Source organism: Streptomyces sp. NBC_01198 (genome assembly GCF_036010485.1).
Lineage (GTDB): Bacteria > Actinomycetota > Actinomycetes > Streptomycetales > Streptomycetaceae > Actinacidiphila.
Genome location: NZ_CP108568.1, coordinates 1,854,567 through 1,877,599 on the forward strand (window position 1 = coordinate 1,854,567; position 23,033 = coordinate 1,877,599).

Consider the following 23,033-nt stretch of genomic DNA (forward strand, 5'->3'; position numbering starts at 1 on the left):
CACCTTCGAAGACCTGACGAACTTCCGGCCGCGCCCTAGCGCGCGACACGCCGGGCCTTACGAGAGGACACACCCGTGTCTGCGCAAGTCCGACCCGCGTCCCGTACCTTCGCACCGCGCCACAGACTCATCGCCGTGGCTGCCGCACTTCCCCTGCTCTTCGGCGCACTCGCCGCCTGCAGCTACGGCTCCGACAAGAAGTCGGACGACGACCCCAAAGCGAGTACCGCGCCCAGCGGTTCGACCGCGGCCAAGAAGCTCTCCACCGACGAGGTGAAGATCGGCTACTTCCCCAACCTGACCCATGCCACCGCGCTGGTCGGGCTCAAGGAGGGCTTCTTCCAGCAGGAGTTGGGCGACACCAAGATCAAGGAAGCCACCTTCAACGCCGGTCCCGCCGAGATCGAGGCGCTGAACGCCGGGTCGATCGACATCGGCTGGATCGGCCCCTCCCCGTCGATCAACGGCTACACCAAGTCCAACGGCACCAGCCTGAAGATCATCTCGGGTTCCGCCTCCGGCGGGGTCAAGCTGGTGGTCAACCCGAAGAAGATCAAGACCCTGGCCGACCTCAAGGGCAAGAAGATCGCCACCCCGCAGCTCGGCAACACCCAGGACGTGGCGCTGCTGAACTGGATCAGGACGCAGGGCTGGAAGGTCGACGCGCAGAGCGGCAAGGGTGACGTGTCGGTGGTGCGCACCGACAACAAGATCACCCCGGACGCGTACAAGAACGGCTCGATCGACGGGGCGTGGGTGCCGGAGCCCACCGCGTCGAAGCTGGTCAGCGAGGGCGCCAAGGTGCTGCTCGACGAGAGCACGCTGTGGCCGAACAAGCAGTTCGTGATCACCAACGTGATCGTGTCGCAGAAGTTCCTGTCCGCCCACCCCGACGTGGTCGAGGCGGTGCTGCGCGGCTCGGTGAAGACCAACGCCTGGATCAAGGCCAACTCCGACAAGGCCAAGGCCGACGCCAACTCCCAGCTGGAGAAGCTGACCCAGAAGGCGCTGCCGGCGAACATCCTGGACCCGGCGTGGCAGTCCATCGAGGTGCTCGACGACCCGCTCGCGGCGACAGCCAAGTCCGAGGCGGACCACGCGGTGTCCGCGGGCCTGCTCAAGGCGCCCAAGCTGGACGGCATCTACGACCTGACGCTGCTCAACAAGGTGCTGAAGGCGCAGGGCCAGCCGACGGTGGACGCGGCCGGTCTCGGCGCCCAGTAGCCACGGGGCTCACCCCGGTACGACCGCAACGACAGCAGCAACCGACCACCAGCTCGTCGATCCGAGGACCCCAGGAGGTGACACCCATGGCCGACACACTCACCAGTGCCGCCGCGCAGCACGCGGAAAGCGCCGCGTACGCGGCCAGGCTCGACCATGTGTCGAAGGCGTTCGGCAGGCCCGGCGCCCAGCAGCTCGTGCTGGACGACATCACGCTCGACGTCAGGCCGGGTGAGTTCGTCTGCCTCCTGGGGGCCTCGGGATGCGGCAAGTCCACGCTGCTGAACCTGGTCGCGGGGCTGGACGAGCCGTCCGCCGGGAGCATCGCGACGTCCGGCGGCCGGCCGGCTCTGATGTTCCAGGAGCACGCGCTCTTCCCGTGGCTGACCGCGGGCAAGAACATCGAACTGACCCTGCGGCTGCGCGGCGTGCCGCGCGAGCAGCGCAGGCCGGAAGCCGAGCGGCTGCTGTCGCTGGTGCGGCTGACCGGTGCGTACGGCAAGCGGGTGCACGAGCTGTCCGGCGGGATGCGGCAGCGGGTCGCGCTGGCCAGGGCGCTCGCCCAGGACAGCCAACTGCTGCTGATGGACGAGCCGTTCGCGGCGCTCGACGCGATCACCCGGGACGTCCTGCACGACGAGCTGACCCGGATCTGGTCGCAGACCGACGTGTCGGTGCTGTTCGTGACGCACAACGTGCGGGAGGCGGTACGGCTGGCACAGCGGGTCGTGCTGCTGTCGTCCCGGCCCGGCCGGATCAACCGCGAGTGGGCCATCGACATACCGCAGCCGCGCCGGATCGAGGACGCGGCGGTGGCGGACCTGTCCGTAGAGATCACCGAGGAACTGCGGGGGGAGATCCGCCGTCATGGCCAGCACTGAGACGTCCGGCACGCAGGACGCCGTGGACGACAGGGGCGCCGCCGGCGCCCCGGAGGCCCCCGAGGCCGCCAAGCCCAGGGACCGCGACAGCCAGGACCTGGCGGGCCTGGAGGCCGGCCTGGACGCCCTGGACGCGGTGACCGTCAAGCGGGCACCGGTCGGGCAGGTCCTGCTGAAGAAGGTGCTGCCGCCGATCGTCGCGGTGCTGCTGGTGCTGGTGGTGTGGCAGCTCGCGGTGTGGGCCAAGCTCGCCGACCAGACGAAGCTGCCCAGCCCGTCGGCGGTGGGCCAGGAACTGGTCGACCGGTGGACGGCCGGCGACCTCTTCTCCATCATCTGGACCAGCGTCTCGCACGGCCTGCTCGGCTTCCTCGCCGCGCTGGTCATCGGCACCCCGCTGGGCCTGGTGGTGGCCCGGGTGCCGCTGGTCCGGGCGGCGATCGGCCCGATCCTGTCCGGCCTCCAGTCGCTGCCGTCGGTCGCCTGGGTGCCCGCCGCGGTGATCTGGCTCGGCCTGAACAACTCCACGATGTACGCGGTGATCCTGCTCGGCGCGGTGCCGTCCATCGCCAACGGCCTGGTGGCCGGCATCGACCAGGTGCCGCCGCTGTATCTGCGGGCAGGCCGCACCATCGGCGCCACCGGGCTGCGCGGGGCGTGGTACATCCTGCTGCCCGCCGCGCTGCCCGGCTACGTGGCGGGGCTGAAGCAGGGCTGGGCCTTCTCCTGGCGGTCGCTGATGGCCGCCGAGCTGATCGCCTCCTCGCCCGACCTGGGCGTCGGGCTCGGCCGCTACCTGGAGAACATGCGGGAGGGCTCCGACATGGCGGGCGTCTTCCTGGGCATCCTGCTGATCCTCTTCGTCGGTATCGCCATCGACCTGCTGATCTTCAGTCCGCTGGAGCGCTGGGTGCTGCGCTCCCGCGGACTGACCGCGCGGAGCCAGTGACCGTGCGCCCCGGCCTGTCCACGCCCCCGCTGCTCGTCATCGCGCACGGCTCACGCGACCCGCGGCACGCGGCGACCGTGCACGCCCTGACGCGGCGGGTTGCGGCGGCCAGGCCGGGGCTGCGGGTGGACACCGCGTTCCTGGACTTCACCGCCCCCTCGGTGCCGCAGGCCGTCAGCCGGCTCGCGGCCGACGGCGTACGGGAGGCGGTGGCGCTGCCGCTGCTGCTGACCCGGGCCTTCCACGCCAAGACCGACATCCCCGCGGTGCTGCGGGAGTCCACCGCGGCGCTGCCCCCGCTGCGGCTGCGCACCGCGGACGTCCTGGGTCCCTCCCCGCTGCTGACGGCCGCGCTGGAGCGCAGGCTGTCCCAGGCCGGGCTGCGGCCCGGCGACCGCGCGTCGACCGGTGTGGTGCTGGCGTCGGCGGGTTCCACCGACCCGGAGGCCAGGGCGGTGATCGCGGAGGTCGCCCGGGAGTGGCGGCGCACCGGCTGGCACGCGGTGCGGCCCGCGTTCGCCTCCGCGGCGCTGCCGCGCACCGAGGACGCGGTCAGGGCGCTGCGCGCCGAGGGGATACGCCGGATCGCGGTGGCGCCCTACGTGCTCGCCCCCGGCTTCCTGCCCGACCGGATCGCCCGCGGTGCCCGCGAGGCCGGCGCCGACCTGCTGGCGCCGGTGCTGGGCGCGGCCCCGGAAGTGGCCGGGCTGCTGCTGCGGCGCTACGACGAGGCGCTGCGCCCCGCCCGACGGCTGCTGTCCGCCTGACCGGCCGGCCGGGCCGCACCGGGCGCCCCGCCCGCCCGCGCACGGGTGTGGCCTGCGCCTTCGCCGCCATGCGTGTAAGGGGCACCCGCCGTGTGATGGTGGGGTTGTCCCCACCCCTGGGGGGGAGATGGCCCGCTGTGAAGTCACCAGCAGGCCGGATGGGTCGGTGCCCCGTCCGCCCATAGCGTCATCGGTGGAAGGAGCGGCCCGGCGCCGCCACCCGAGACGATCCTTGCAAGGGGGACACCGTGAGTCGCGGACGCGCACACGGCACCAGGATGGGCATCGCGGCATCGATGGGCAGTTGGAGCGCCCGGCACCGGTGGGCGGCGGTGGGCGGCTGGCTGCTCTTCGTCATCCTCGCGGTCTTCGTCGGCCAGTCGGCCGGCCGGGTCGACGTCGACCAGGACCGCTCGATGCCGGGCGAGGTCAGCCAGGCCGCCACGATCAACGACGACGCGGGGCTCAAGCCCCCGGCGAGCGAGATGGTGCTCGTCCAGGCCAAGGGCGCGGGCAGCGCCACCGACCCGGCCTTCAAGTCCGTGGTCGGCGAGGTGATCAGCGCGGTCAGGAGCAGCGGGAAGGTCACCGCGGTCACCTCGCCGTACGACACCAAGTCCATCTCGGCGGACGGGCGTTCCGCGCTGGTGCGGTTCGACGTGCTCGGCGAGGAGAAGACCGCCGCCGACCGGATCGACCCGGTGATGGACAAGGTCGCGCAGGTCCAGGCGCGGCATCCCGACCTGCGGGTGGAGGAGTTCGGCGACGCCAGTTCGGAGAAGGTGCTCAACGACGCCTTCGGCAGCGACTTCGAGACCGCCGAGTTCTCCGCGGTGCCGCTGGCGCTGGGGATCCTGCTGATCGCCTTCGGCGCGCTGGTCGCGGCGCTGCTGCCGGTGGCGCTGGCGATGACCGCCTTCGTCGCGGCCGGCGGTGTGGTGGCGGTGGTCAGCCACGTGGTGCCGATGAGCGACACCGCCAACTCCGTGATGCTGCTGGTGGGTCTGGCGGTCGGCGTCGACTACTGCCTGTTCTACCTGCGCCGCGAACGCGAGGAGCGGGCGGCGGGGCACGACGCGGACACCGCGCTGCGGATCGCCGCGGCCACCTCCGGCCGGGCGATCCTGATCTCCGGCATCACGGTGATCGTGGCCATGGCGGGCATGCTCTTCACCGGCATCGGGGACTTCAAGGCCATGGGCGTGGCCACGATGATCGTGGTCGCCATCGCGATGTTCGGCTCGGTCACCGTGCTGCCCGCGCTGCTGTCACTGCTCGGCCACCGGGTCGAGAAGGGCCGCATCCCGTTCCTGAACCGGCGCGGCAAGCAGACCGGCGGGCGTCCCGCGGCGCCCGGCAACAGCCGCTTCTGGCGCTCCGTGCTCGGCCCCGTGCTGCGCCACCCCAGGACCGCCACCGTGATCGCCGGCGGCGCGCTGCTGGCGCTTGCCCTGCCCGCGTTCGGCATGAAGACCGCCAACCTGTCGATGCAGCAGGAGCTGGGCGACGGCCTGCCGATCATCCAGACCTACGACCACATCAACAGCGCCTTCCCCGGCGGCCCCGACCCGGCCCACGTGGTGGTCAAGGCGGCCGACATCGATGCCCCCGCGGTACGCGCGGCCATCGACGGCTTCCGCGCCGAGGCGGTCTCCTCGGGCGCCAGCAAGGGCCCGGTGACGGTCACCGTGCACAGCCCGCAGAACGTCGCCAGGATCGACGTGCCGCTGGCCGGCGGCAGCGACCGCGCCAAGGACGAGGCCGACGTGACGCTGCTGCGCGACCACGTACGCCCCGACACCCTCGGCAAGGTCGACGGCCTGCAGGCCCCGGTGACCGGGGAGACGGCCGGGTCCATGGACTTCACGCACAAGATCACCAGCAGCGTGCCGCCGGTCTTCGCCTTCGTGACCGTCTTCGCCTTCCTGCTGATGCTGCTGTCCTTCCGGTCGCTGACCATCGCGCTGACCTCGATCGTGCTGAACCTGCTGTCGGTGGGCGCCGCCTACGGCGTCCTGACCGCGGTCTTCCAGCACGGCTGGGGCGCCTCGCTGGTCGGCGCGCACGGCACCGGCGCGGTGGTGGCCTGGCTGCCGCTGTTCCTGTTCGTGATCCTGTTCGGGCTGAGCATGGACTACCACGTCTTCGTGGTCTCCCGGATCCGCGAGGCCAGGATGCGCGGTCTGGCCACCAGGGGCGCCATCGAGCACGGCATCACCACCACCGCGGGCGTCGTCACCAGCGCGGCGGTGATCATGGTCGCCGTCTTCGCGATCTTCGGCACCCTGTCGATGCAGAGCATGAAGCAGATGGGCGTCGGCCTGGCCTTCGCGGTGCTGATCGACGCCACCGTGATCCGCGGGGTGCTGCTGCCCGCGGTGATGACCCTGCTCGGCGACCGGAACTGGTACCTGCCGCGCTGGATGCACCGGCTGCCCGACCTCACCCACGACGAGTCGGCCCTGCCGCGGCCCCCGGCCACCGCGCCGCAACCGGCCGAGCCACTGCCCGACCGCGTCTGACCAGGCCCTCCACGACCCGTGTGCCCCCGTACCGATCCGGTACGGGGGCACTGTCGGCGGTCGCCGCTACGGTGGTGCGCATGACCGTACGGGAGAGCAGCGCAGGCGGGACGACGGTGACGGGCGCCGACGAGGTCGAGCGCGGTCTCGAGCAGTATCGGGTGGAGCTGACCGGCTACTGCTACCGGATGCTCGGCTCCGCCTTCGAGGCGGAGGACGCGGTGCAGGAGACGCTGGTGCGGGCCTGGCGTGCCGCCGACCGGTTCGAGGGCCGCTCCTCGCTGCGGTCCTGGCTGTACCGCATCGCCACCAACGTGTGCCTGGACAGCCTCAACGCGGGAAAGCGCCGCGCCCGGCCGATGGACCTCTCGCCCGCCTCGCCCGCCGACACTGTGCTGCCGGGACCGACGGCGGAGGGGGTGTGGGTGGAGCCCGCGCCGGACGGCCGGGTGGTGCCCGAGGGCGGCGACCCGGCGGACGTGGTGGTCTCCCGGGAGACCGTCAGGCTCGCCTTCGTGGCCGCGCTGCAGCATCTGCCGCCGCGGCAGCGGGCGGTGCTGATCCTGCGCGAGGTGCTGGCCTGGAAGGCCAGCGAGACCGCGGAGCTGCTGGAGACGACGGTGCCGTCGGTCAACAGCGCGCTGCAACGGGCCAGGGCCACCCTGGCGGAGGCCGGCGCGTCGGCGGACACGGCGGTGCGGGACGCGGAGCTCGACGCGGACCGGGAGGCGCTGCTGGCCCGCTATGTGGACGCTTTCGAGCGGTACGACCTGCGGTCGCTGACCACGCTGCTGCACGAGGACGCGGTGCTCAACATGCCGCCGTATCCGATGTGGGTGACCGGCCACGACGACATACGCGACTTCATGGCGACGGTCGGCGCCGGGTGCGCGGGGTCGCTGATGGTGCCGGTCGCGGCCAGCGGGCTGCCGGGCTTCGCGCAGTACCGCCCGGACCCGGCGGGCGGCTTCCGGGCCTTCGCGCTCCAGGTGATCGAGGTCTCCGGCGGGCGGATCAGCACGATGACGTCATTCCACGACGCGGTCCGGCTCTTCCCGCTCTTCGGGCTCCCACTCGAACTCCCCGCCCAGCCCGGCAAGCCGGACCAGCGTCCGCAGTCCGGGTGACGCTCCGCACAGCCGCACCCGGCGCCCGGTACGGCGGGCCGCCAGCAGCAGCGTGGCGAGCGCGCCGAGCGTCGCGGTGGTGGCGGGCAGCCCGGCCGCGTCCACGCTGACCGCCAGCGGGCTGCCCTGACCTGGGCCGTTCTGCGGGCCGGGGGCCGGCGTCACCACGAGTCCTCCTCGGTCCGGCCCGCGGGAAACGGGCTCCGCAGATACCGACCTGCCGCGCGGTGCGAAGTCATCGCTCACCGGGGTACGTATTTCGGAGCGGATTGGGGGCAGACCAGGCGCGAATCGGGGGCGCACCGGTGGGAGACTGGCCGTTGTCCGTACACATGGGCGATGACAACGGCATATGCAGGCGGACGGCCGGCGGCTGCCGGCCGCGTCCGGCGGACTTCGGAGGGGTCGGGGCATGGCGGAAGCGGTGTTCACGCAGGAGCGGGCGCAGGCGGTCCTGGAGACCGCCGGCCACCCGTCGGCCGACCTGCTCTCCTTCGGGGAGAACGCGGTCTTCGCGGCCGGCCGGCTGGTGATCAAGGTGGGCCGCGGCGCCGACCTGCTGGACCGCGCCCGCCGCGAGGTGCGCACCGCCGACTGGCTCGCCAAGCACGACGTGCCCGCGGTGCGCTCGGCCGAGTCCGAGGTGCGGCTGGTGGACGGCCACCCGATCACGTACTGGCAGCGGCTCCCCGAGTCGCTGCGGCCCGCGGAGCCCGCCGACGTCGCCCCGCTGCTGCGGCTGGTGCACGCGCTGCCCGAGCCGGACTTCGGGCTGCCGCCGCGGGATCTGCTGGGCGGTCTCGAGCGCTGGCTGCGGCTGGCCGGTGACGCGATCGACCCGGCCGACGCGTCCTTCCTGCGGGCCCGCAGGGACCGGCTGGCCGCGGCGGTCACCGAACTGGTGCCGCACCTGCCGCGCGGCCCGATCCACGGCGACGCCCTCCCCCGCAACGTGCACATCGGCCCCGACGGGCCGGTCCTGGTGGACCTGGAGACCTTCTCCTCCGACCTGCGCGAGCACGACCTGGTCGTCCAGACCCTCAGCCGCGACCGCTACGGGGTGCCGCCGGCCGCCTACCGGGCCTTCACCGACGCCTACGGCTGGGACGTCGGGGAGTGGGAGGGCTGCGAGGTGCTGCGCGGGGCACGGGAGACGGCGGGCTGCGCCTGGGTCGCCCAGCACGCGGCGGCGAACCCCGCCGCGCGCAGCGAGTTCCGCCGCCGGGTGGCCTCGCTGCGCTCCGGCGACACGACGGTGCGCTGGTACTCCTTCTGACGCCTGTTCCGCCACAGGTTCCGACGCCGCGCCGGACGCCGGTTCTGACACCGGGCCGGACGCCGGGCGCCCCTTCCCGTGCTGCCCGGTCCCGGTGGTGTGCGACCGCGGACAACTGTGGCAACTGCGGCGATGCCATCCTTTGATCCAACCCTTGCACCGGTGTCAGACTTAGCCGGTCCTCCGCTCCCGGGGCGGCGCCCGTGCAGGGAAGGGAATCTGGCATGTCCAACACACTCGCGGGGCAGCGCGGGACGCTTCTGCTGCTCACGAGCGTCGAACTCGTCGTCTTCCTCGACTCGTCCGTCGTCAACCTGGCGATGCCGAGCATCGGCAAGGCACTGGCCATGAGCGTCGCGACGCTGGTCTGGGTCAGCAGTGCCTACCAGGTGACCTTCGGCGGCTTCCAGTTAGGCGCCGGCCGCACCACCGACCGGCTCGGCAGACGGCTGATGTTCCAGACCGGGCTCACCGTCTTCACCGCCGCGTCCCTGCTGGCCGGCCTCACCCACACCGGCTGGGCGCTGATCGCCGCACGGGCCGTGCAGGGTGTCGGCGCGGCCATCCTCATCCCCGCCGAACTGGCGCTGATCACCGCGGTGTTCACCGAGCCGGCGGCGTACCGCCGGGCGTTCGGCGTGTGGAGCGCGATGGGCGCGGTCGGTGCGGCGGGCGGGGTCGCGGTGGGCGGCCTGATCGTCTCCGCCCTCGGCTGGCAGTGGGTCTTCCTGATCAACGTGCCGATCGGCGTGCTGGGACTGCTGGTCAGCAACCGGCTGCTGCCGCGCGACGGCATCGACCTGCGGGCGGTGCGGCGCCGGGAGCTCGACCTGCCCGGCATGGTCACCGGCACCAGTTGCCTGCTGCTGCTGGTCTACGTCGTCACCAAGGGCGCCGAGGGCTCGCTGAACCTGCGGCACGAGCAGCTGGCCGCGCTCGCGGTGCTGCTCGGCGCGAGTTTCGTGATCATCGAGCGGCGGGTCGAGACCCCGCTGCTGCCCTTCCGGCTGTTCCGCACCCGCAACATCACCGGCTCGTCCGTGGTGAGCTTCCTGGTCGGCGCGGCCCACGTGCCGGTCTTCGTCTTCCTGTCGCTGTACTTCCAGGAGGTGCACGGCTACAGCGCCGTCAGGTCGGGCCTCGCGGTGCTGCCGATCGCGGTCACCGGGATCCCGGTGGCGCGGCTGCTGATCCCGCGCGCGCTCAAGGCCGTCGGACCGCGGATGGTGCTGATCGGCGGTCTTGCCCTGCTGACGGTCGGGCTGCTGCTGCTGTCCAGGATCCCCACCCACGCCGACTACGTGACCGGCTTCCTGCCGGCCGCCGCCGTCTTCGCGGTGGGCCTGCCGGCCTGCTTCGTGGGCTCGACCATGCCGGCGATGAAGGCCGCGCGGCCCAGCGAGACCGGCATCGTCTCGGGTGTGGTGAACACCGCCCAGCGGCTCGGCGCCGGCATGGGCGTCGCCGTCCTGGCGGCCGTCGCCAACTCGCGGACCGCTGACCACCACGGCGGTTCTGCCGCCGACGCGATCAACGCCGGTTACCACAGCGCCTTCCTGGGTGCCGCGACCCTCGCGGTGCTCGGCCTGGTGGTGGCGGTCCTGGTCGTCCAGCAGCCGCCGGAGCCGGCCGAGGACGGGCCCCAGCGGGACGAGCAGCCGGTCGCCGCAGCCGAGGACGGCCAGGCCGCCGCCGACTGACCGGACCGACGGCTCACCTCCGGGGCCGATTCGGACCGGCGTTCGAGCAATTTGAAGGATGGCGTCCGCGGTTGACAGGGACAACCATCAGGGGCAGTCCGGTCACACCGTGGTGAGGGGGACTGGCCACTGGGGGCAGTCGGTCACGAACGGTAGCGGCGACCGGCTGGAGGGGGTTCCCATGAGGTCGGTCCGTGTGCTGGTCGTGGGTGGCGGTATCGGAGGTCTGGCGCTGGCCGTCGGCCTGCGCGACCGCGGCGCCGAGGTCGAGGTCTTCGAACGCGCCAAGACCTTCGGCAACACCGGCTCCGGCGTCGAACTGACGCCGAACGGAGTGAAGTCGCTGACCTGTATCCGCGCGGAGTTAGGCAGGTCGGCGGTGCGCAGCGGCTGGCCGAGCACCCGCCATGTCGGACGGATACCCGTGCTGCGAGCGGACGGTAAGCTGCTGCGCAGCAGGGACCTGGCCGGCTTCCCGGAGAAGTGGGGCGCCCCGCTGGTCGGAATACTCCGCTCCGAGCTGCACCGGCTGCTCACCGAGGCAGTGGACTGCCCGGGCGCCGGCAAGCTCACCGTGCACCGCGGCGCCGACGTCACCTCCGTGGCCTCGACGTCTCGGCTGGCGAACCTGGAACTCGCCGACGGGCGTACCGCCGAGGGTGACGCGGTCATCGGCGCCGACGGAGTCCGTTCGACCGTCCGCGGCATCGTCGTGCCCGGCTCCGGCACCCGCTACCTGTTCACCTCGGTACGCGGCATCGCCCCGCGGACCGCCGAACACACCGACGGCTTCGTCGTGGTCGGCCCGGCCGGGCACTTCTTCGCCGAGGCGGTCGACATGGACCGGGCCTTCTGGACCGCGACCGTCAAGGCCCCGGAGGGCAGTTGGCCGGCGCGGTCCGCGGCGGCCGCGAAGAAGGATCTGCTGGCCCTGTGGGGCGACTGGGCGCACCCGATGCCCGCCATGGTCGCAGCGACAGAGCTGTCCGACATCGTCGTCACCGACGTCCACGACTGCTCGCCGCTGCCCCGCTGGCACTCCGGCCGGGTGGCGCTGCTCGGCGATGCGGCCCACCCGATCGGACCGGTCCTCGGCCAGGGCGCCAACATGGCCCTGGAGGATGCGGCCTTCCTGTCGCAGGCCCTGACGGAGCGCGACGTGCCCGCGGCGCTGCGCCGCTACGAACGCGCCCGCTCCCGCCGCGCGAACCGGATCATCCGGCACACCCGGGTGGTCGCCCTGCTCGGCCACACGACCAACCCCGTCGCCGTCCGCGTCCGCGACGCCGTGATCACGATGCGGCGCCGCGACGAGACCTACCGCGACAAGGAGCTCTACAGCTACCGTCCCTGACGTGCGCGGGCCCGGCGGGCCGTCCCGGTCTACGTCAGGCGGCCCGCCGCAGCGGCCAGTCGGGGGTGATCGGTGCCGCGGCCTTGTCCCGGCGGCGCAGCCACGCGGAGAAGTCCTCGGCCCACGCGGCATACCAGCCGCCCTGGGCCGTGTGGAGGTCCCACAGGTCGGCCTCGCCCGCCTCGGGGAAGCGGGCGGCCAGCGCCCGGGCCACCCGGACCGCGGCCAGGGCGTCGGCGCCCGCGTCATGTGCGCCGTCCAGCACCACGCCGTAGACCGCGCAGGCCGCCTCCAGGGTGCGCTTGCCGCGGCGGTACTTGTCCAGCGCCCGGTCGATCACGAGCGGGTCGACCACCGGCCCTGGCCGGCCGCCCGGGGCGACCAGCGCCGGCAGCGCGTACCTGCGCAACTCGGCGTCCAGCAGGGTCAGGTCGAAGGGCGCGTTGTAGACCACGACCGGGACCCGCGCGGCCCAGTAGCCGCGCACCGCGTCGGCGACCTCGGCCACCACCTCGGGCGCCGGGCGGCCCTCGGCGGCGGCGCGGGCGGTGCTGACGCCGTGGATGGCGGTGGTCTCGGCCGGTATCGGCACTCCCGGATCGGCCAGCCAGGCCCGGTGCCGCACCGGCTGACCGTCCTTCACCTCGGTGACCGCCGCCGTCACGATCCGCGCCTGCCGCGGATCCGTCCCCGTGGTCTCCAGGTCGAAGCCGACCAGCAGATCCTCATGCCATGCCATGGCGAGTCCCCTTCCCACCCCGTGTTCCCCGTCTGCCCTGCCATCATCGCGTGCACCACTGACACTCCCGGCACCGCCCGCCGGGCCGGCGGGCGGTGCCGGCGCGTCGGCGCCGCGGTGTGCCGCGGGTTCAGGACACCGGCCGGGCGTCGGTCCAGATGCTCTCGAACTCCTCGCGGTAGACCTCGAAGAGGCCGCCCTCGGCCGGCCGGTCGTCGGCGACCACCCGGCGGGACCCGCCGCGCAGCACCATCACCGGCGTCTCCATGCCGCGGGCCCTGCGCAGATACGACTGGACGACGGCGAGCCCCTCGCCGCTGTCGCCGTCGACCAGGTAGGCGGTGAAGCGCGGGGTCTCGTCGAAGACCTGGATCTCGAACGCGCCGGGGTCGCGCAGCCGGGCCCGCACCCGCCGCATGTGCATGATGTTCATCTCCACCGAGCGGCTCATCTCGCCGCGGCCAAGCCCCAGTTCGCGCTCACGGCGGCGGACGGCGCTGCTTGCCGGGTTGAGGAACAGCAGCCGCACCCGGCAGCCCGCCTCGGCCAGCCGGATCAGCCGCCGCCCGGAGTAGTTCTGCACCAGCAGGTTCAGCCCGATGCCCACCGCGTCCAGCCGCCGGGCCCCGGCGAAGAGGTCCTCGACGGGCAGTTGGCGCTGCAGCCGCACCCGGTCGGCGTAGACGCCGATGACGTCGGAGAAGCGGTCGGCGACGAGTTCCTCGATCGCGTCGACCGGCAGCCGCTGCGCGGCCGTACGGGCCTGTCCTGCGCCCAGCATCTCCAGCAGCCGCGCGCAGGCCCGCTCGGCCTGGTCGAGGACCGTACGGGACAGGGCGCGGTTGCGGGAGACCACATGCCGGGCCACCTCCAGCTCGTCCAGGGCGAGTTCGAGGTCGCGGCGGTCGTCGAAGTACGGCTCGAAGCACGGCCAGTGCTGGACGACCAGCTCCCGCAGCTGCGGCAGGGTCAGAAAGCTCAGCACGTTGTCGTCGGCGGGGTCGAGCAGGAAGCCCTTGCGGCGGCTCACCTCCCGTACGGCGACGGCCCGCTGGACCCACTCGTGGCCGGCCGGCCCGGCCGCGGCGACCACCCACTCCTCGCCGTGCACGGGTTCGTAGATGGGCCGCAGCACCGCGTTGACGACGGCACGCAGCCGCTGTTCGACCAGGTTCAGCCAGACGTACGCGCGACCGGCCCTGCGGGCCCGGGTGCGTACCTCGGCCCACGCGTCGGCGCCCCAGTCGAGCTCCGCTCCGATCTCCATGGGCTGGGCGAGGGTGACTGCGCCCTGCGCCGCTTCCACAGTGGTGTCCTGCTGGTCACCCTGCTCACCGCCCCCCGGGAGCATCAGACCTCCGGACGTCACCACTCCACCGCCTCCCACCCCCGTCCACGATCAAGGAAGGGTACTGCGGTGCGGGGGGTGTCGCAGCAGTATCGACCCTACTTGACTACTACCGGACAACCCCATCACTCGTACGGTCGCTGCCTGTTGTGGCAGTGTCACCCTCGGGTGGGAGTCGATGGGAGGATGACTGTTCGGCAACCATCGGCAACGTAACCGCCGGGTGCGAGGACCAGGTGACCGGGCCGCGCGGCCCGGTCAGGAGTGGAAGAGTCTCGACATGCAAGTCTGGCCGGGTCAGTCCTACCCCCTCGGCGCCACCTTCGACGGCGCGGGCACCAACTTCGCTGTCTTCTCCGAGGTGGCCTCGCGGATCGAACTGTGTCTGCTGCACGACGACGGTTCCGAGACGGCGGTGGAGCTGCGCGAGGCCGACGCCTTCGTCCGGCACGCGTACCTGCCGGGGGTGATGCCGGGTCAGCGGTACGGATTCCGGGTGCACGGCCCGTACGAGCCGGCCCGCGGGCATCGCTGCAACTCGGCGAAACTGCTGCTCGACCCCTACGCCAAGGCGATGAGCGGCGACATCGACTGGGACGAGTCGGTCTACGGCTACCGGTTCGGCCAGCCCGACTCGCGCAACGACCTGGACTCCGCCCCGCACACGATGACCTCGGTCGTGGTCAACCCGTACTTCGACTGGGCCGACGACCGGGCGCCGCGCATCGACTACCACCGCACCGTCATCTACGAGGCTCACGTCAAGGGCCTGACGATGACCCACCCCGGCCTGCCGGAGGAGATCCGCGGCACCTACGCGGCCCTCGCGCACCCGTCCGTGATCGGCCATCTGGTGGAACTCGGCGTCACGACGCTGGAACTGATGCCGGTCCACCAGTTCATCCAGGACCACCGGCTGATGGACGCGGGCCTGGCCAACTACTGGGGTTACAACACCATCGGATTCTTCGCGCCGCACCACGCCTACGCCTCGCTGGGCGACCGCGGGCAGCAGGTGCTGGAGTTCAAGACGGCGGTCAGGGCCCTGCACCGGGCCGGTATCGAAGTGATCCTCGACGTGGTCTACAACCACACCGCGGAGGGCAGCCACCTCGGCCCGACACTGTCGCTGCGCGGCCTGGACAACGCCTCGTACTACCGGCTCGGCGGCGACAAGCGGTACTACACCGACACCACCGGCACCGGCAACTCGCTGCTCATGCGCAGCCCGCACGTGCTCCAGCTGATCATGGACTCGCTGCGCTACTGGGTCACCGAGATGCACATCGACGGCTTCCGCTTCGACCTCGCCGCCACCCTGGCCCGGCAGTTCCACGAGGTCGACCGGCTCTCGTCGTTCTTCGACCTGGTCCAGCAGGACCCGGTGGTCTCGCAGGTCAAGCTGATCGCCGAGCCCTGGGACGTCGGCGAGGGCGGCTACCAGGTCGGCAACTTCCCGCCGCTGTGGACCGAGTGGAACGGCAAGTTCCGCGACACCGTGCGCGACCTGTGGCGCGGCGAGAGCGCCACGCTGGCGGAGTTCGGCTCCCGGCTCACCGGCTCCTCCGACCTCTACCAGGACGACGGCCGCCGCCCGCTGGCCTCCATCAACTTCGTGACCTGCCACGACGGCTTCACGCTGCGCGACCTGGTGTCGTACAACGACAAGCACAACGAGGCCAACGGCGAGAACAACAGGGACGGCGAGAGCTTCAACCGCTCCTGGAACTGCGGGGCCGAGGGCCCCACCGACGACCGGCAGGTCAAGGCGCTGCGGCAGCGGCAGATGCGGAACTTCGTCGCGACGCTGATGCTCTCGCAGGGCGTGCCGATGCTCTCCCACGGCGACGAGTTCGGCCGCACGCAGGGCGGCAACAACAACGTCTACTGCCAGGACAACGAGCTGGCGTGGATCGCCTGGCCGGACAAGCCGGGAACGGACGAGGACGCCGACGAGGCGCACCGGATGCACGAGTTCGTGCGGACGATGGTGTGGCTGCGGCGCGACCACGCGGTCTTCCGGCGGCGCCGGTTCTTCCACGGGCGGCCCGTGCAGGGCACCCACGACGAGCTGTCCGACATCGCGTGGTTCACCGCGCAGGGCGGTGAGATGACGCAGCGCGAGTGGCAGGCCGCGCACGCCCGCTCGCTGGTCGTCTTCCTCAACGGCAACGCGATCTCCGAGCCGGGGCCGCGCGGCGAGCCGGTCACCGACGACTCCTTCCTGCTGATGTTCAACGCCGCGCCCCGGGCCCAGGAATTCCTGGTCCCGGTCAACCACGGCAAGGAGTGGCAGCTGATCGTCGACACGGAGCGCCCGGAGGGCGTGCCGCCGGGCACCGGCGAGCGGGTCGCGGCCGGGGACCGCATCCTGCTGGCCGACCGCAGCATGGTCGTCCTGCAGCGCCCGGCCGACTGACCCCGCGCGCCCTCAGCCGTTCGTCCAGGGCTTTTCACCCGCACGGGTGAGGCCAGGGGACAGATTCGAGGAGCAGGACGGGCGGAACGCGGGTAGAGAGGGTGACATGAGCGATACGCCGGCGCCGAGCGCCACCTACCGAATACAGGTGCAGCCCGGCTTCACGTTCGCCCAGGCCGCAGCGGTGGCCCCGTACATCGCGCGGCTCGGCGCCAGCCATCTGCACCTGTCGCCGGTGCTGGAGGCGGTGCCGGGCTCCGGGCACGGCTACGACGTGGTGGACCACACGAGGATCCGCGCGGAGCTGGGCGGCGAGCAGGGCCTGCGTGACCTGTCCCGCACCGCCCGCGAGCACGGCCTCGGGCTCATTTTGGACATCGTGCCGAACCACATGGCCGTCCCGGCCCCTGAACACCTGAACGGCCCATTGTGGGCGGTCCTGCGCGACGGCCCGGACTCCGCCCACGCGGACTGGTTCGACATCGACTGGGCCGCCTTGGGCGGCAAGGTGCTGCTGCCGGTCCTGGGTGAGCCGCTGCCCGACGCGATGGGCGAGCTCTCGGTCGTACGGGACAAGGCCGCGGGCGGCAGGGTGCTCGGCTACTACGACCACCGTTTCCCGCTGCGCCCGGGCACCGAGGACCTGCCGCTGCCCGAGCTGCTGGAAGCGCAGTTCTACCGCCTGGCGTACTGGCGCGCGGCACGCACCGACCTGAACTACCGCCGCTTCTTCACCATCTCCGACCTGATCGCGATCCGCGTCGAGCGCCCCGAGGTCTTCGCCGCCACCCACGCCACCGTGCTGCGGCTGCTGGAGGAGGGCGTGGCCGACGGACTGCGGGTGGATCACCCGGACGGCCTCGCGGACCCCGCGGGCTACCTGCGGCAGCTGGCCAGGGCCAGCGGGGGGCGCTGGACGGTGGTGGAGAAGATCCTGCAGCCCGACGAGCCGCTGCCCGCGGACTGGGAGTGCGCGGGCACCACCGGCTACGACGCGCTGGACCGGATCGACGGGCTGTTCACCGACCCGGCGGGCGCCGCCGCCCTCGACGCCTTCCACCGCGACTACACCGGCGCCGACGACGACCGCGGCGGCCGTTGGACACCGACCGTGCGCAGGGCCGCCTACCGGGTGGTCACCCGCGACCTGGCCGCCGAGGTCGCCCGGCTGCGCCGCGCGGCGCAGCGTGCCCTGGCCGGTGTGCCCGGCGCCGAGCCGTACGCCCCCGAGGTGCTCGACGACGCGATCCGCGAGCTCCTGGTGCGGGTGCCGGTCTACCGCCCGTACGTCCCGGCGGGCGGCCCGGCCGGCCCGGTGGACGAGGCGATGCTGGAGCGGGCGGCGCGGGAGGCCAGCGCGGTGCTCCCGCCGGAGCTGGGCGGCGCCGTGGACGTCGTGCGGGACCTGGCGCTGGCCCGTCCCGCCGCGGGTACCGGCACGGACGCCGGCGACTTCACGGTGCGCTTCGCGCAGGTCGCCTCCGCGCTGCACGCGAAGTCCGTCGAGGACACCGCCTTCTACCGCTACACCCCGCTGCTCCCGCTGTGCGAGGTCGGCCGCGACCCGGGCCGGCCGGCCACGGCGCCGGCGGACTTCCACGCCTTCTGTGCCCGGCTCCAGCGCGACTGGCCCGCCACCGGCACCGTGCTCTCCACCCACGACACCAAGCGCAGCGCCGACCTGCGGCTGCGCCTCGCGGTGCTGACGGAGCTGCCGGAGGTGTGGCAGGAGTGGATGGAGCAGCGCGAGGCACGCGAGGCCGAGCTCGACTGCCCGCCCGCACCGGACCGACAGCTGCGCTACACCGCCTACCAGACCGGCGTGGGCCTCGGCTTCTGCCACCCGGACCGGATGGTGCCCGCGGTGCTGAAGGCCGCACGCGAGGCGGGGCTGCACACCACCTGGACCGAGCAGGACGAGGCGTACGAGAAGGCCGTCACCGACTTCGTCGAGAACGGCCCCTGCGGGGTGCAGGTCTACGACGTCGGCGAGTTCGCCGCGCGGCTGGACCCCTACGCCACCGCGAACTCGCTCGGCGCGGCCCTGCTGCACCTGACGATGCCGGGCGTGCCCGACGTCTACCAGGGCACCGAATTCCCGGTGCACACGCTGGTCGACCCGGACAACCGGGCGCCGATGACCCGCCCGGTCGACGGCACCCTGCGCTTCGGCGTCGACGAGACGCTGGACGGCCTGCTGTCCGGGCAGCAGCCGCACGACGCGGGCCGGCGGAAGCTGCGGCTGACCGCGGTGGCGCTGCGGCTGCGCAGAGACCACCCCCTGTGGTACGGCCCCGGCGGCGGGTACGAGCCGCTGGCCGCCGACGGCCCGGCCGCCGACCACTGCGTGGCCTTCGTCCGCGGCGGTGGCGCGCTGACCGCGGTGACCCGGCTCTCCCGCCGCCTGGAGCAGGCCGGCGGCTGGCGGGACACCGCCTTGCCGCTGCCGCCCGGCAGCTGGCGCAACCGCCTCGGCACCGGCACCTACCAGGGCCGGGTGCGGCTGGCGGAGCTGTTCGCCGACTCACCCGTGGCGCTGCTGACCTGCTGATCCGCCCGTCACGCCTGCTGGGTCGGCAGGACGATCACCTGCCGCAGGCAGGCGACCGGCCGCCGCGCGTGGCAATCGCCCCGGGGACGCGGGGAACGGCGCGACCAGCGCCCACGCACCGCAAGCGCCAACGCCAACGCCACCGCAGTGGCAGCCCCTCGGCCGCGGGGACGGGGAACGGGGAAAGCGATCACGGCGAGTGAAACTCGTCTGAGGGGTCCGGATCGCGGGCATGCATCTGGCGGGGCACGAGTGTCGTGGACCGGACGGGAGATGTGCGTGCTGTTCGAAGTGTGGGCGCCCCACGCCCAGCAGGTGGAGATCCTGATCGACGAGCGCGCCCACCGGCTCGGGCCGGACCCGTCCCGCGAGGGCTGGTGGCAGGCCGAGCTGCCCGCGCCGGCGGGCACCCGCTACGCGTACGTACTGGACGGCGGTCCGCCGCTGCCGGACCCGCGGTCGCGCCGGCAGCCGGAGGGACCCGACGGGCCCAGCGCGGTCGTCGACCACGACGCCTTCGCCTGGTCGGCGCCCTGGCCGGGCCGCGGGCTGCCGGGGGCGGTCCTCTACGAGCTGCACGTCGGCACCTTCACCACCGAGGGGACCTTCGACGCGGCCGCGGAGCGGCTGCCGCACCTGGCCAGGCTGGGCATCACCCACGTCCAGCTGATGCCGGTCTGCCCCTTCCCCGGCACCAACGGGTGGGGCTACGAAGGGGTGTCGCTGTGGGCGGTGCACGAACCCTACGGCGGCCCCGAGGCGATGAAGCGCTTTGTCGACGCGGCACACCGCCACGGCCTCGGCGTGGTCCTCGACGTCGTACACAACCACCTGGGTCCGTCCGGCAACCATCTCCCGCCGTTCGGCCCGTACTTCACCGACCGCCACCACACGCCCTGGGGCGACGCGGTGAATCTGGACGCGCCCGGCTCCGACGAGGTCCGCTCGTTCCTGACCGGCAGCGCGCTGGCCTGGCTGCGGGACTACCGACTCGACGGGCTGCGGCTCGACGCGGTCCACGCGCTGGTCGACACCCGCGCGCTGCACTTCCTGGAGGAGCTGTCCGTCGCCGTCGACGGGCTGGCCGCGGCGGTCGGCCGCCCGCTGTTCCTGATCGCCGAGTCCGACCTCAACGACCCGCGTACCACCGCCCCGCGCGAGGCCGGCGGCCTCGGCCTGCACGCCCAGTGGAACGACGACTTCCACCACGCCCTGCACACCGCGGTGACCGGCGAGGCCCAGGGCTACTACGCCGACTTCGCCGCGGCCGGGCCCGCCGCGCTGGCCAAGATCCTCGGCCACGGCTTCTTCCACGACGGCAGCTACTCCTCCTTCCGTGCCCGCCACCACGGCCGCCCCCTGGACCCCGCCACCACCTCCGGGCACCGGCTGCTCGGCTACGCCCAGACCCACGACCAGATCGGCAACCGGGCCACCGGCGACCGGCTCACCCCGCAGCAGCTCACCGCCGCTGCGGCCCTCGTGCTGACCTCGCCCTTCACACCCATGCTGTTCATGGGCGAGGAGTGGGGCGCGTCGACGCCCTGGCAGTTCTTCACCGACCATCACGACGCGGAGCTGGGCGAGGCCATCACCCGCGGCCGGCGGCGCGAATTCGCCGCCCACGGCTGGGCGGAGCTGGACGTGCCCGACCCGCAGGACCCGGCCACCCGGGACCGCTCCTGCCTGGACTGGGCCGAGCCGGACAAGCCGGAACACCGCGAGCTCCTCGACTGGTACCGCGCCCTGATCGCCCTGCGCCGAGCCGAGCCCGCCCTGACCGACCCGCAGCTCGACGCGGTCACCGCCACCGCGGGCGGCCGTACGCTGCGGGTGGCCCGCGGCCCCTTCCGCATCGTCGTCAACTTCTCCGACACCCCGGCCCGGGTGCCGCTGGACGCCCGCTGCGACCTGGTCCTCGCCCGCCCCGCCTGCAAGGTGCTGCCCGGCCCCGCCGTCCAGCTCCCCGCCCGCGGGGCTGCCGTCCTGCGGACCGCCGGCGTTACGGTGGACGGGTGACGCAGACACCGACCTCCCCCGCCACCGAGCCGCTCGCCGACTGCGTGCTGTGCGGCAAGCCGACCGAGCACCCGGCCACCACCCGGGGCGCCACCTACTGCCCGGTCTGCGAGTGGCAGGAAGCCCAGCGCACCGCCTGCTCCGGCTAGGTCTTGAGCAGCGCCGCACGGCTGGCGGCCACGTCGAAGTCGGCCTTCGGGTACTCGGGGCCGATCAGCTCCATATGGTCGAGCAGCAGCTTGGCCACCGCCCAGTTCCGGTACCACTTGCGGTCGGCCGGCACGAGATACCAGGGCGCGCTGTCGGTCGAGCAGCGGTCCAGGGCGGCTTCGTAGGCCTCCTGGTAGGCCGGCCACAGCCCGCGCTCCGCGATGTCGCTCTCGGTGAACTTCCAGTGCTTATCCGGGTTGTCCAGCCGAGCCAGCAGCCGCTTGCGCTGCTCCTCGTAGCCGATGTGCAGGAAGATCTTCAGTACGGTGACGCCGTCGTCGGCCAGCGACTGCTCGAAGCGGTTGATCACGCTGTACCGCCGGCTCCAGGTGGCCCGCGGCACCAGCTCGCGCACCCGGGTGATCAGCACGTCCTCGTAGTGCGAACGGTCGAAGACGCCGATCTCCCCCGGCGCGGGCAGCGCCTTGCGGATCCGCCACAGGAACGGGTGGGCCGACTCCTCCTCGGTGGGGGTCTTGAACGCCGTCACCCGCACGCCGGTCGGGTTCAGCCCAGTCGCCACATGCTTGACCGTGCCGCCCTTGCCCGAGGTGTCCATGCCCTGGAGCACCAGCAGCAGGCACCGCGGATCACCCGAGGTGCTCTGCGCGAACAGCCGCCTCTGCAGCTCCGCCAGCCGCTCACGCACCTGCGCGGTCTCGGCCCGCGCCTTCGACTTGCCGCCGGGGCTGCCGGGGGTCGCCCGGCTGTCGTAGTCCGCCAGGCTCACCCCGCCCTGCGGCACCCGCAGCAGCGACCGCAGGCCGCCGTCCGCCTTCTTGTGCTTGTCCTTGGCCATGCACCGATCGTGCGCCCGTTCAGGCGGCCTCGCCAGCGCCGTTCGGCCGCCCGGCGTCCCTGGCCAGCGCGGTCAGCCGGGACACCGCACGGAAATACTTCTTCCGGTACCCGCCGGCCAGCAGCTCCGCCCCGAAGAGCCGGTCGAACGGCACGCCGGAGGCCATCACGGGTATCTCCCGGTCGTAGAAGCGGTCCGCGAGCACCACCAGCCGCAGCGCCGCCGCCTGGTCGGTGACCTCGCCCACTCCGCGCAGGAAGACCGCCTCGACCCCGTCGCACAGCGCCCCGTACCTGCTCGGATGGACCGTCGCCAGATGCCCGGTCAGCGCCCCGAAGTCGTCCAGCGCCGCTCCCGGCGTCCGCCGCGCCGCCCGCGTCACCTCGTCGTCCGTGTACGGCTCCGGCGCCTGCGGCAGCCCGCGGTGCCGGTAGTCCTCACCGTCGATCCGCACGCTGGTGAACCGGGCCGACAGGCCCTGGATCTCCCGCATGAAGTCCGCCGCCGCGAAGCGCCCCTCCCCCAGCTTCCCCGGCAGCGTGTTCGACGTCGCCGCCAGCCGCACCCCCGCGTCGGCGAGCTTCCCCAGCAGCGTGGAGACCAGCACCGTGTCGCCCGGGTCGTCCAGCTCGAACTCGTCGATGCACACCAGGCGGTGCTCCTTCAGCGCCTGCACCGCCTGCTGGAACCCCAGCGCCCCGACCAGATTCGTCAGCTCCACGAACGTGCCGAACGCCTTGCGCTCCCTGGGCGCCGGCGTGGCATGCCACAACGAGGCCAGCAGGTGCGTCTTGCCGACGCCGTAGCCACCGTCCAGATACACCCCGCCGCCCGGCGCCACCGTCTCCCGCCGGAACCATCCGCGCCGCCCCTCCGGCACCTTCCGCTCCGCGAACTCCCTGAGCCGCGCCACCGCGGCGGCCTGACTCGGCTGCGCCGGGTCCGCGACGTACGTCTCGAACCGCACCGCGTCGAACCGGGGCGGCGGCACCATGTCCTGGACGAGCCGCCCCACCTCGAGCTGCGGGCTGCGCCCGCTGAGCGTGATCACGGCTGCATAGCCTAATGCGTCCTCCCCACGCCTGACGTGGCGGCTGGTCCCGGGCCGCCACCACGTGCACGTCCGTGGGGGGTGCCCGTGCCTCCGG

Annotated in this window: 18 protein-coding genes; 13 read left to right on the forward strand and 5 right to left on the reverse strand. The window is 72.8% G+C overall.

The window, feature by feature from the left end:
* Positions 1–129 precede the first annotated feature (129 nt).
* From OG702_RS08380 to OG702_RS08405, 6 genes are all read left to right on the forward strand, one after another.
* Complete coding sequence (locus OG702_RS08380) at positions 130–1,224, forward strand: aliphatic sulfonate ABC transporter substrate-binding protein (protein ID WP_442814699.1); 1,095 nt, start codon at positions 130–132, stop codon at positions 1,222–1,224.
* Positions 1,225–1,310: 86 nt separating this feature from the next.
* A complete protein-coding gene (locus OG702_RS08385; RefSeq protein WP_327288220.1) occupies positions 1,311–2,105 on the forward strand; it encodes an ABC transporter ATP-binding protein in 795 nt (264 codons plus the stop codon).
* Complete coding sequence (locus tag OG702_RS08390; protein WP_327288221.1) at positions 2,092–3,054, forward strand: ABC transporter permease; 963 nt, start codon at positions 2,092–2,094, stop codon at positions 3,052–3,054. The genes OG702_RS08385 and OG702_RS08390 overlap by 14 nt, the downstream gene beginning before the upstream one ends.
* Positions 3,055–3,068: 14 nt before the next feature.
* Entirely contained in the window at positions 3,069–3,821 is a 753-nt protein-coding gene (locus tag OG702_RS08395) for a sirohydrochlorin chelatase (protein ID WP_327293141.1), read from the forward strand.
* Between the two features lie 278 nt (positions 3,822–4,099).
* Complete coding sequence (locus OG702_RS08400) at positions 4,100–6,343, forward strand: MMPL family transporter (RefSeq protein WP_327293142.1); 2,244 nt, start codon at positions 4,100–4,102, stop codon at positions 6,341–6,343.
* Positions 6,344–6,423: 80 nt separating this feature from the next.
* On the forward strand, positions 6,424–7,470 hold the full coding sequence (locus tag OG702_RS08405) for a sigma-70 family RNA polymerase sigma factor (RefSeq protein ID WP_327288222.1): 1,047 nt from the start codon (positions 6,424–6,426) through the stop codon (positions 7,468–7,470).
* Here the strand turns inward: OG702_RS08405 and OG702_RS08410 are convergent.
* Entirely contained in the window at positions 7,372–7,638 is a 267-nt protein-coding gene (locus OG702_RS08410) for a hypothetical protein (protein WP_327288223.1), read from the reverse strand. The two genes, OG702_RS08405 and OG702_RS08410, sit on opposite strands and share 99 nt — an antisense overlap.
* A gap of 244 nt (positions 7,639–7,882) precedes the next feature.
* Here OG702_RS08410 and OG702_RS08415 point away from each other — a divergent pair, with 244 nt between their 5' ends.
* The 3 genes from OG702_RS08415 (at position 7,883) to OG702_RS08425 (ending at position 11,800) form a co-directional block, all read left to right on the forward strand.
* Positions 7,883–8,746, forward strand: a complete 864-nt coding sequence (locus OG702_RS08415) for an aminoglycoside phosphotransferase family protein (protein WP_327288224.1) — start codon at positions 7,883–7,885, stop codon at positions 8,744–8,746.
* A 224-nt stretch (positions 8,747–8,970) separates the two neighbouring features.
* Positions 8,971–10,446: an MFS transporter gene (locus tag OG702_RS08420; protein WP_327288225.1), complete on the forward strand. Its 1,476-nt coding sequence runs from the start codon at positions 8,971–8,973 to the stop codon at positions 10,444–10,446.
* Between the two features lie 181 nt (positions 10,447–10,627).
* Positions 10,628–11,800 carry an FAD-dependent oxidoreductase gene (locus tag OG702_RS08425; RefSeq protein WP_327288226.1) on the forward strand — a complete coding sequence of 391 codons (1,173 nt, stop codon included), beginning with the start codon at positions 10,628–10,630 and terminating at the stop codon, positions 11,798–11,800.
* 34 nt (positions 11,801–11,834) lie between these two features.
* On the opposite strand, the gene OG702_RS08430 is transcribed toward OG702_RS08425, so the two are convergent.
* Complete coding sequence (locus OG702_RS08430) at positions 11,835–12,539, reverse strand: exonuclease domain-containing protein (protein ID WP_327288227.1); 705 nt, start codon at positions 12,537–12,539, stop codon at positions 11,835–11,837.
* A 130-nt stretch (positions 12,540–12,669) separates the two neighbouring features.
* Complete coding sequence (locus OG702_RS08435; protein WP_327288228.1) at positions 12,670–13,908, reverse strand: SAV2148 family HEPN domain-containing protein; 1,239 nt, start codon at positions 13,906–13,908, stop codon at positions 12,670–12,672.
* Positions 13,909–14,167: 259 nt separating this feature from the next.
* On the opposite strand from OG702_RS08435, the gene glgX reads away from it, so the two are divergent.
* From glgX to OG702_RS08455, 4 genes are all read left to right on the forward strand, one after another.
* Positions 14,168–16,306: a glycogen debranching protein GlgX gene (gene glgX / locus OG702_RS08440; protein ID WP_327288229.1), complete on the forward strand. Its 2,139-nt coding sequence runs from the start codon at positions 14,168–14,170 to the stop codon at positions 16,304–16,306.
* Between the two features lie 106 nt (positions 16,307–16,412).
* The gene (gene treY / locus OG702_RS08445) at positions 16,413–18,857 is read left to right on the forward strand and encodes a malto-oligosyltrehalose synthase (RefSeq protein ID WP_327288230.1); all 2,445 of its coding nucleotides are present in this window, start codon (positions 16,413–16,415) and stop codon (positions 18,855–18,857) included.
* Between the two features lie 279 nt (positions 18,858–19,136).
* Entirely contained in the window at positions 19,137–20,876 is a 1,740-nt protein-coding gene (gene treZ / locus OG702_RS08450) for a malto-oligosyltrehalose trehalohydrolase (RefSeq protein ID WP_327288231.1), read from the forward strand.
* Positions 20,873–21,025: a hypothetical protein gene (locus OG702_RS08455; RefSeq protein WP_327288232.1), complete on the forward strand. Its 153-nt coding sequence runs from the start codon at positions 20,873–20,875 to the stop codon at positions 21,023–21,025. The genes treZ and OG702_RS08455 overlap by 4 nt, the downstream gene beginning before the upstream one ends.
* On the opposite strand, the gene OG702_RS08460 is transcribed toward OG702_RS08455, so the two are convergent.
* Positions 21,022–21,885 (reverse strand): PPK2 family polyphosphate kinase, encoded by an 864-nt coding sequence (locus OG702_RS08460; RefSeq protein ID WP_327288233.1) that lies wholly within the window; start codon positions 21,883–21,885, stop codon positions 21,022–21,024. The genes OG702_RS08455 and OG702_RS08460 overlap by 4 nt on opposite strands.
* A 19-nt stretch (positions 21,886–21,904) precedes the next feature.
* Positions 21,905–22,933: a cell division protein ZapE gene (gene zapE / locus OG702_RS08465; protein WP_327293143.1), complete on the reverse strand. Its 1,029-nt coding sequence runs from the start codon at positions 22,931–22,933 to the stop codon at positions 21,905–21,907.
* Positions 22,934–23,033 lie beyond the last annotated feature (100 nt).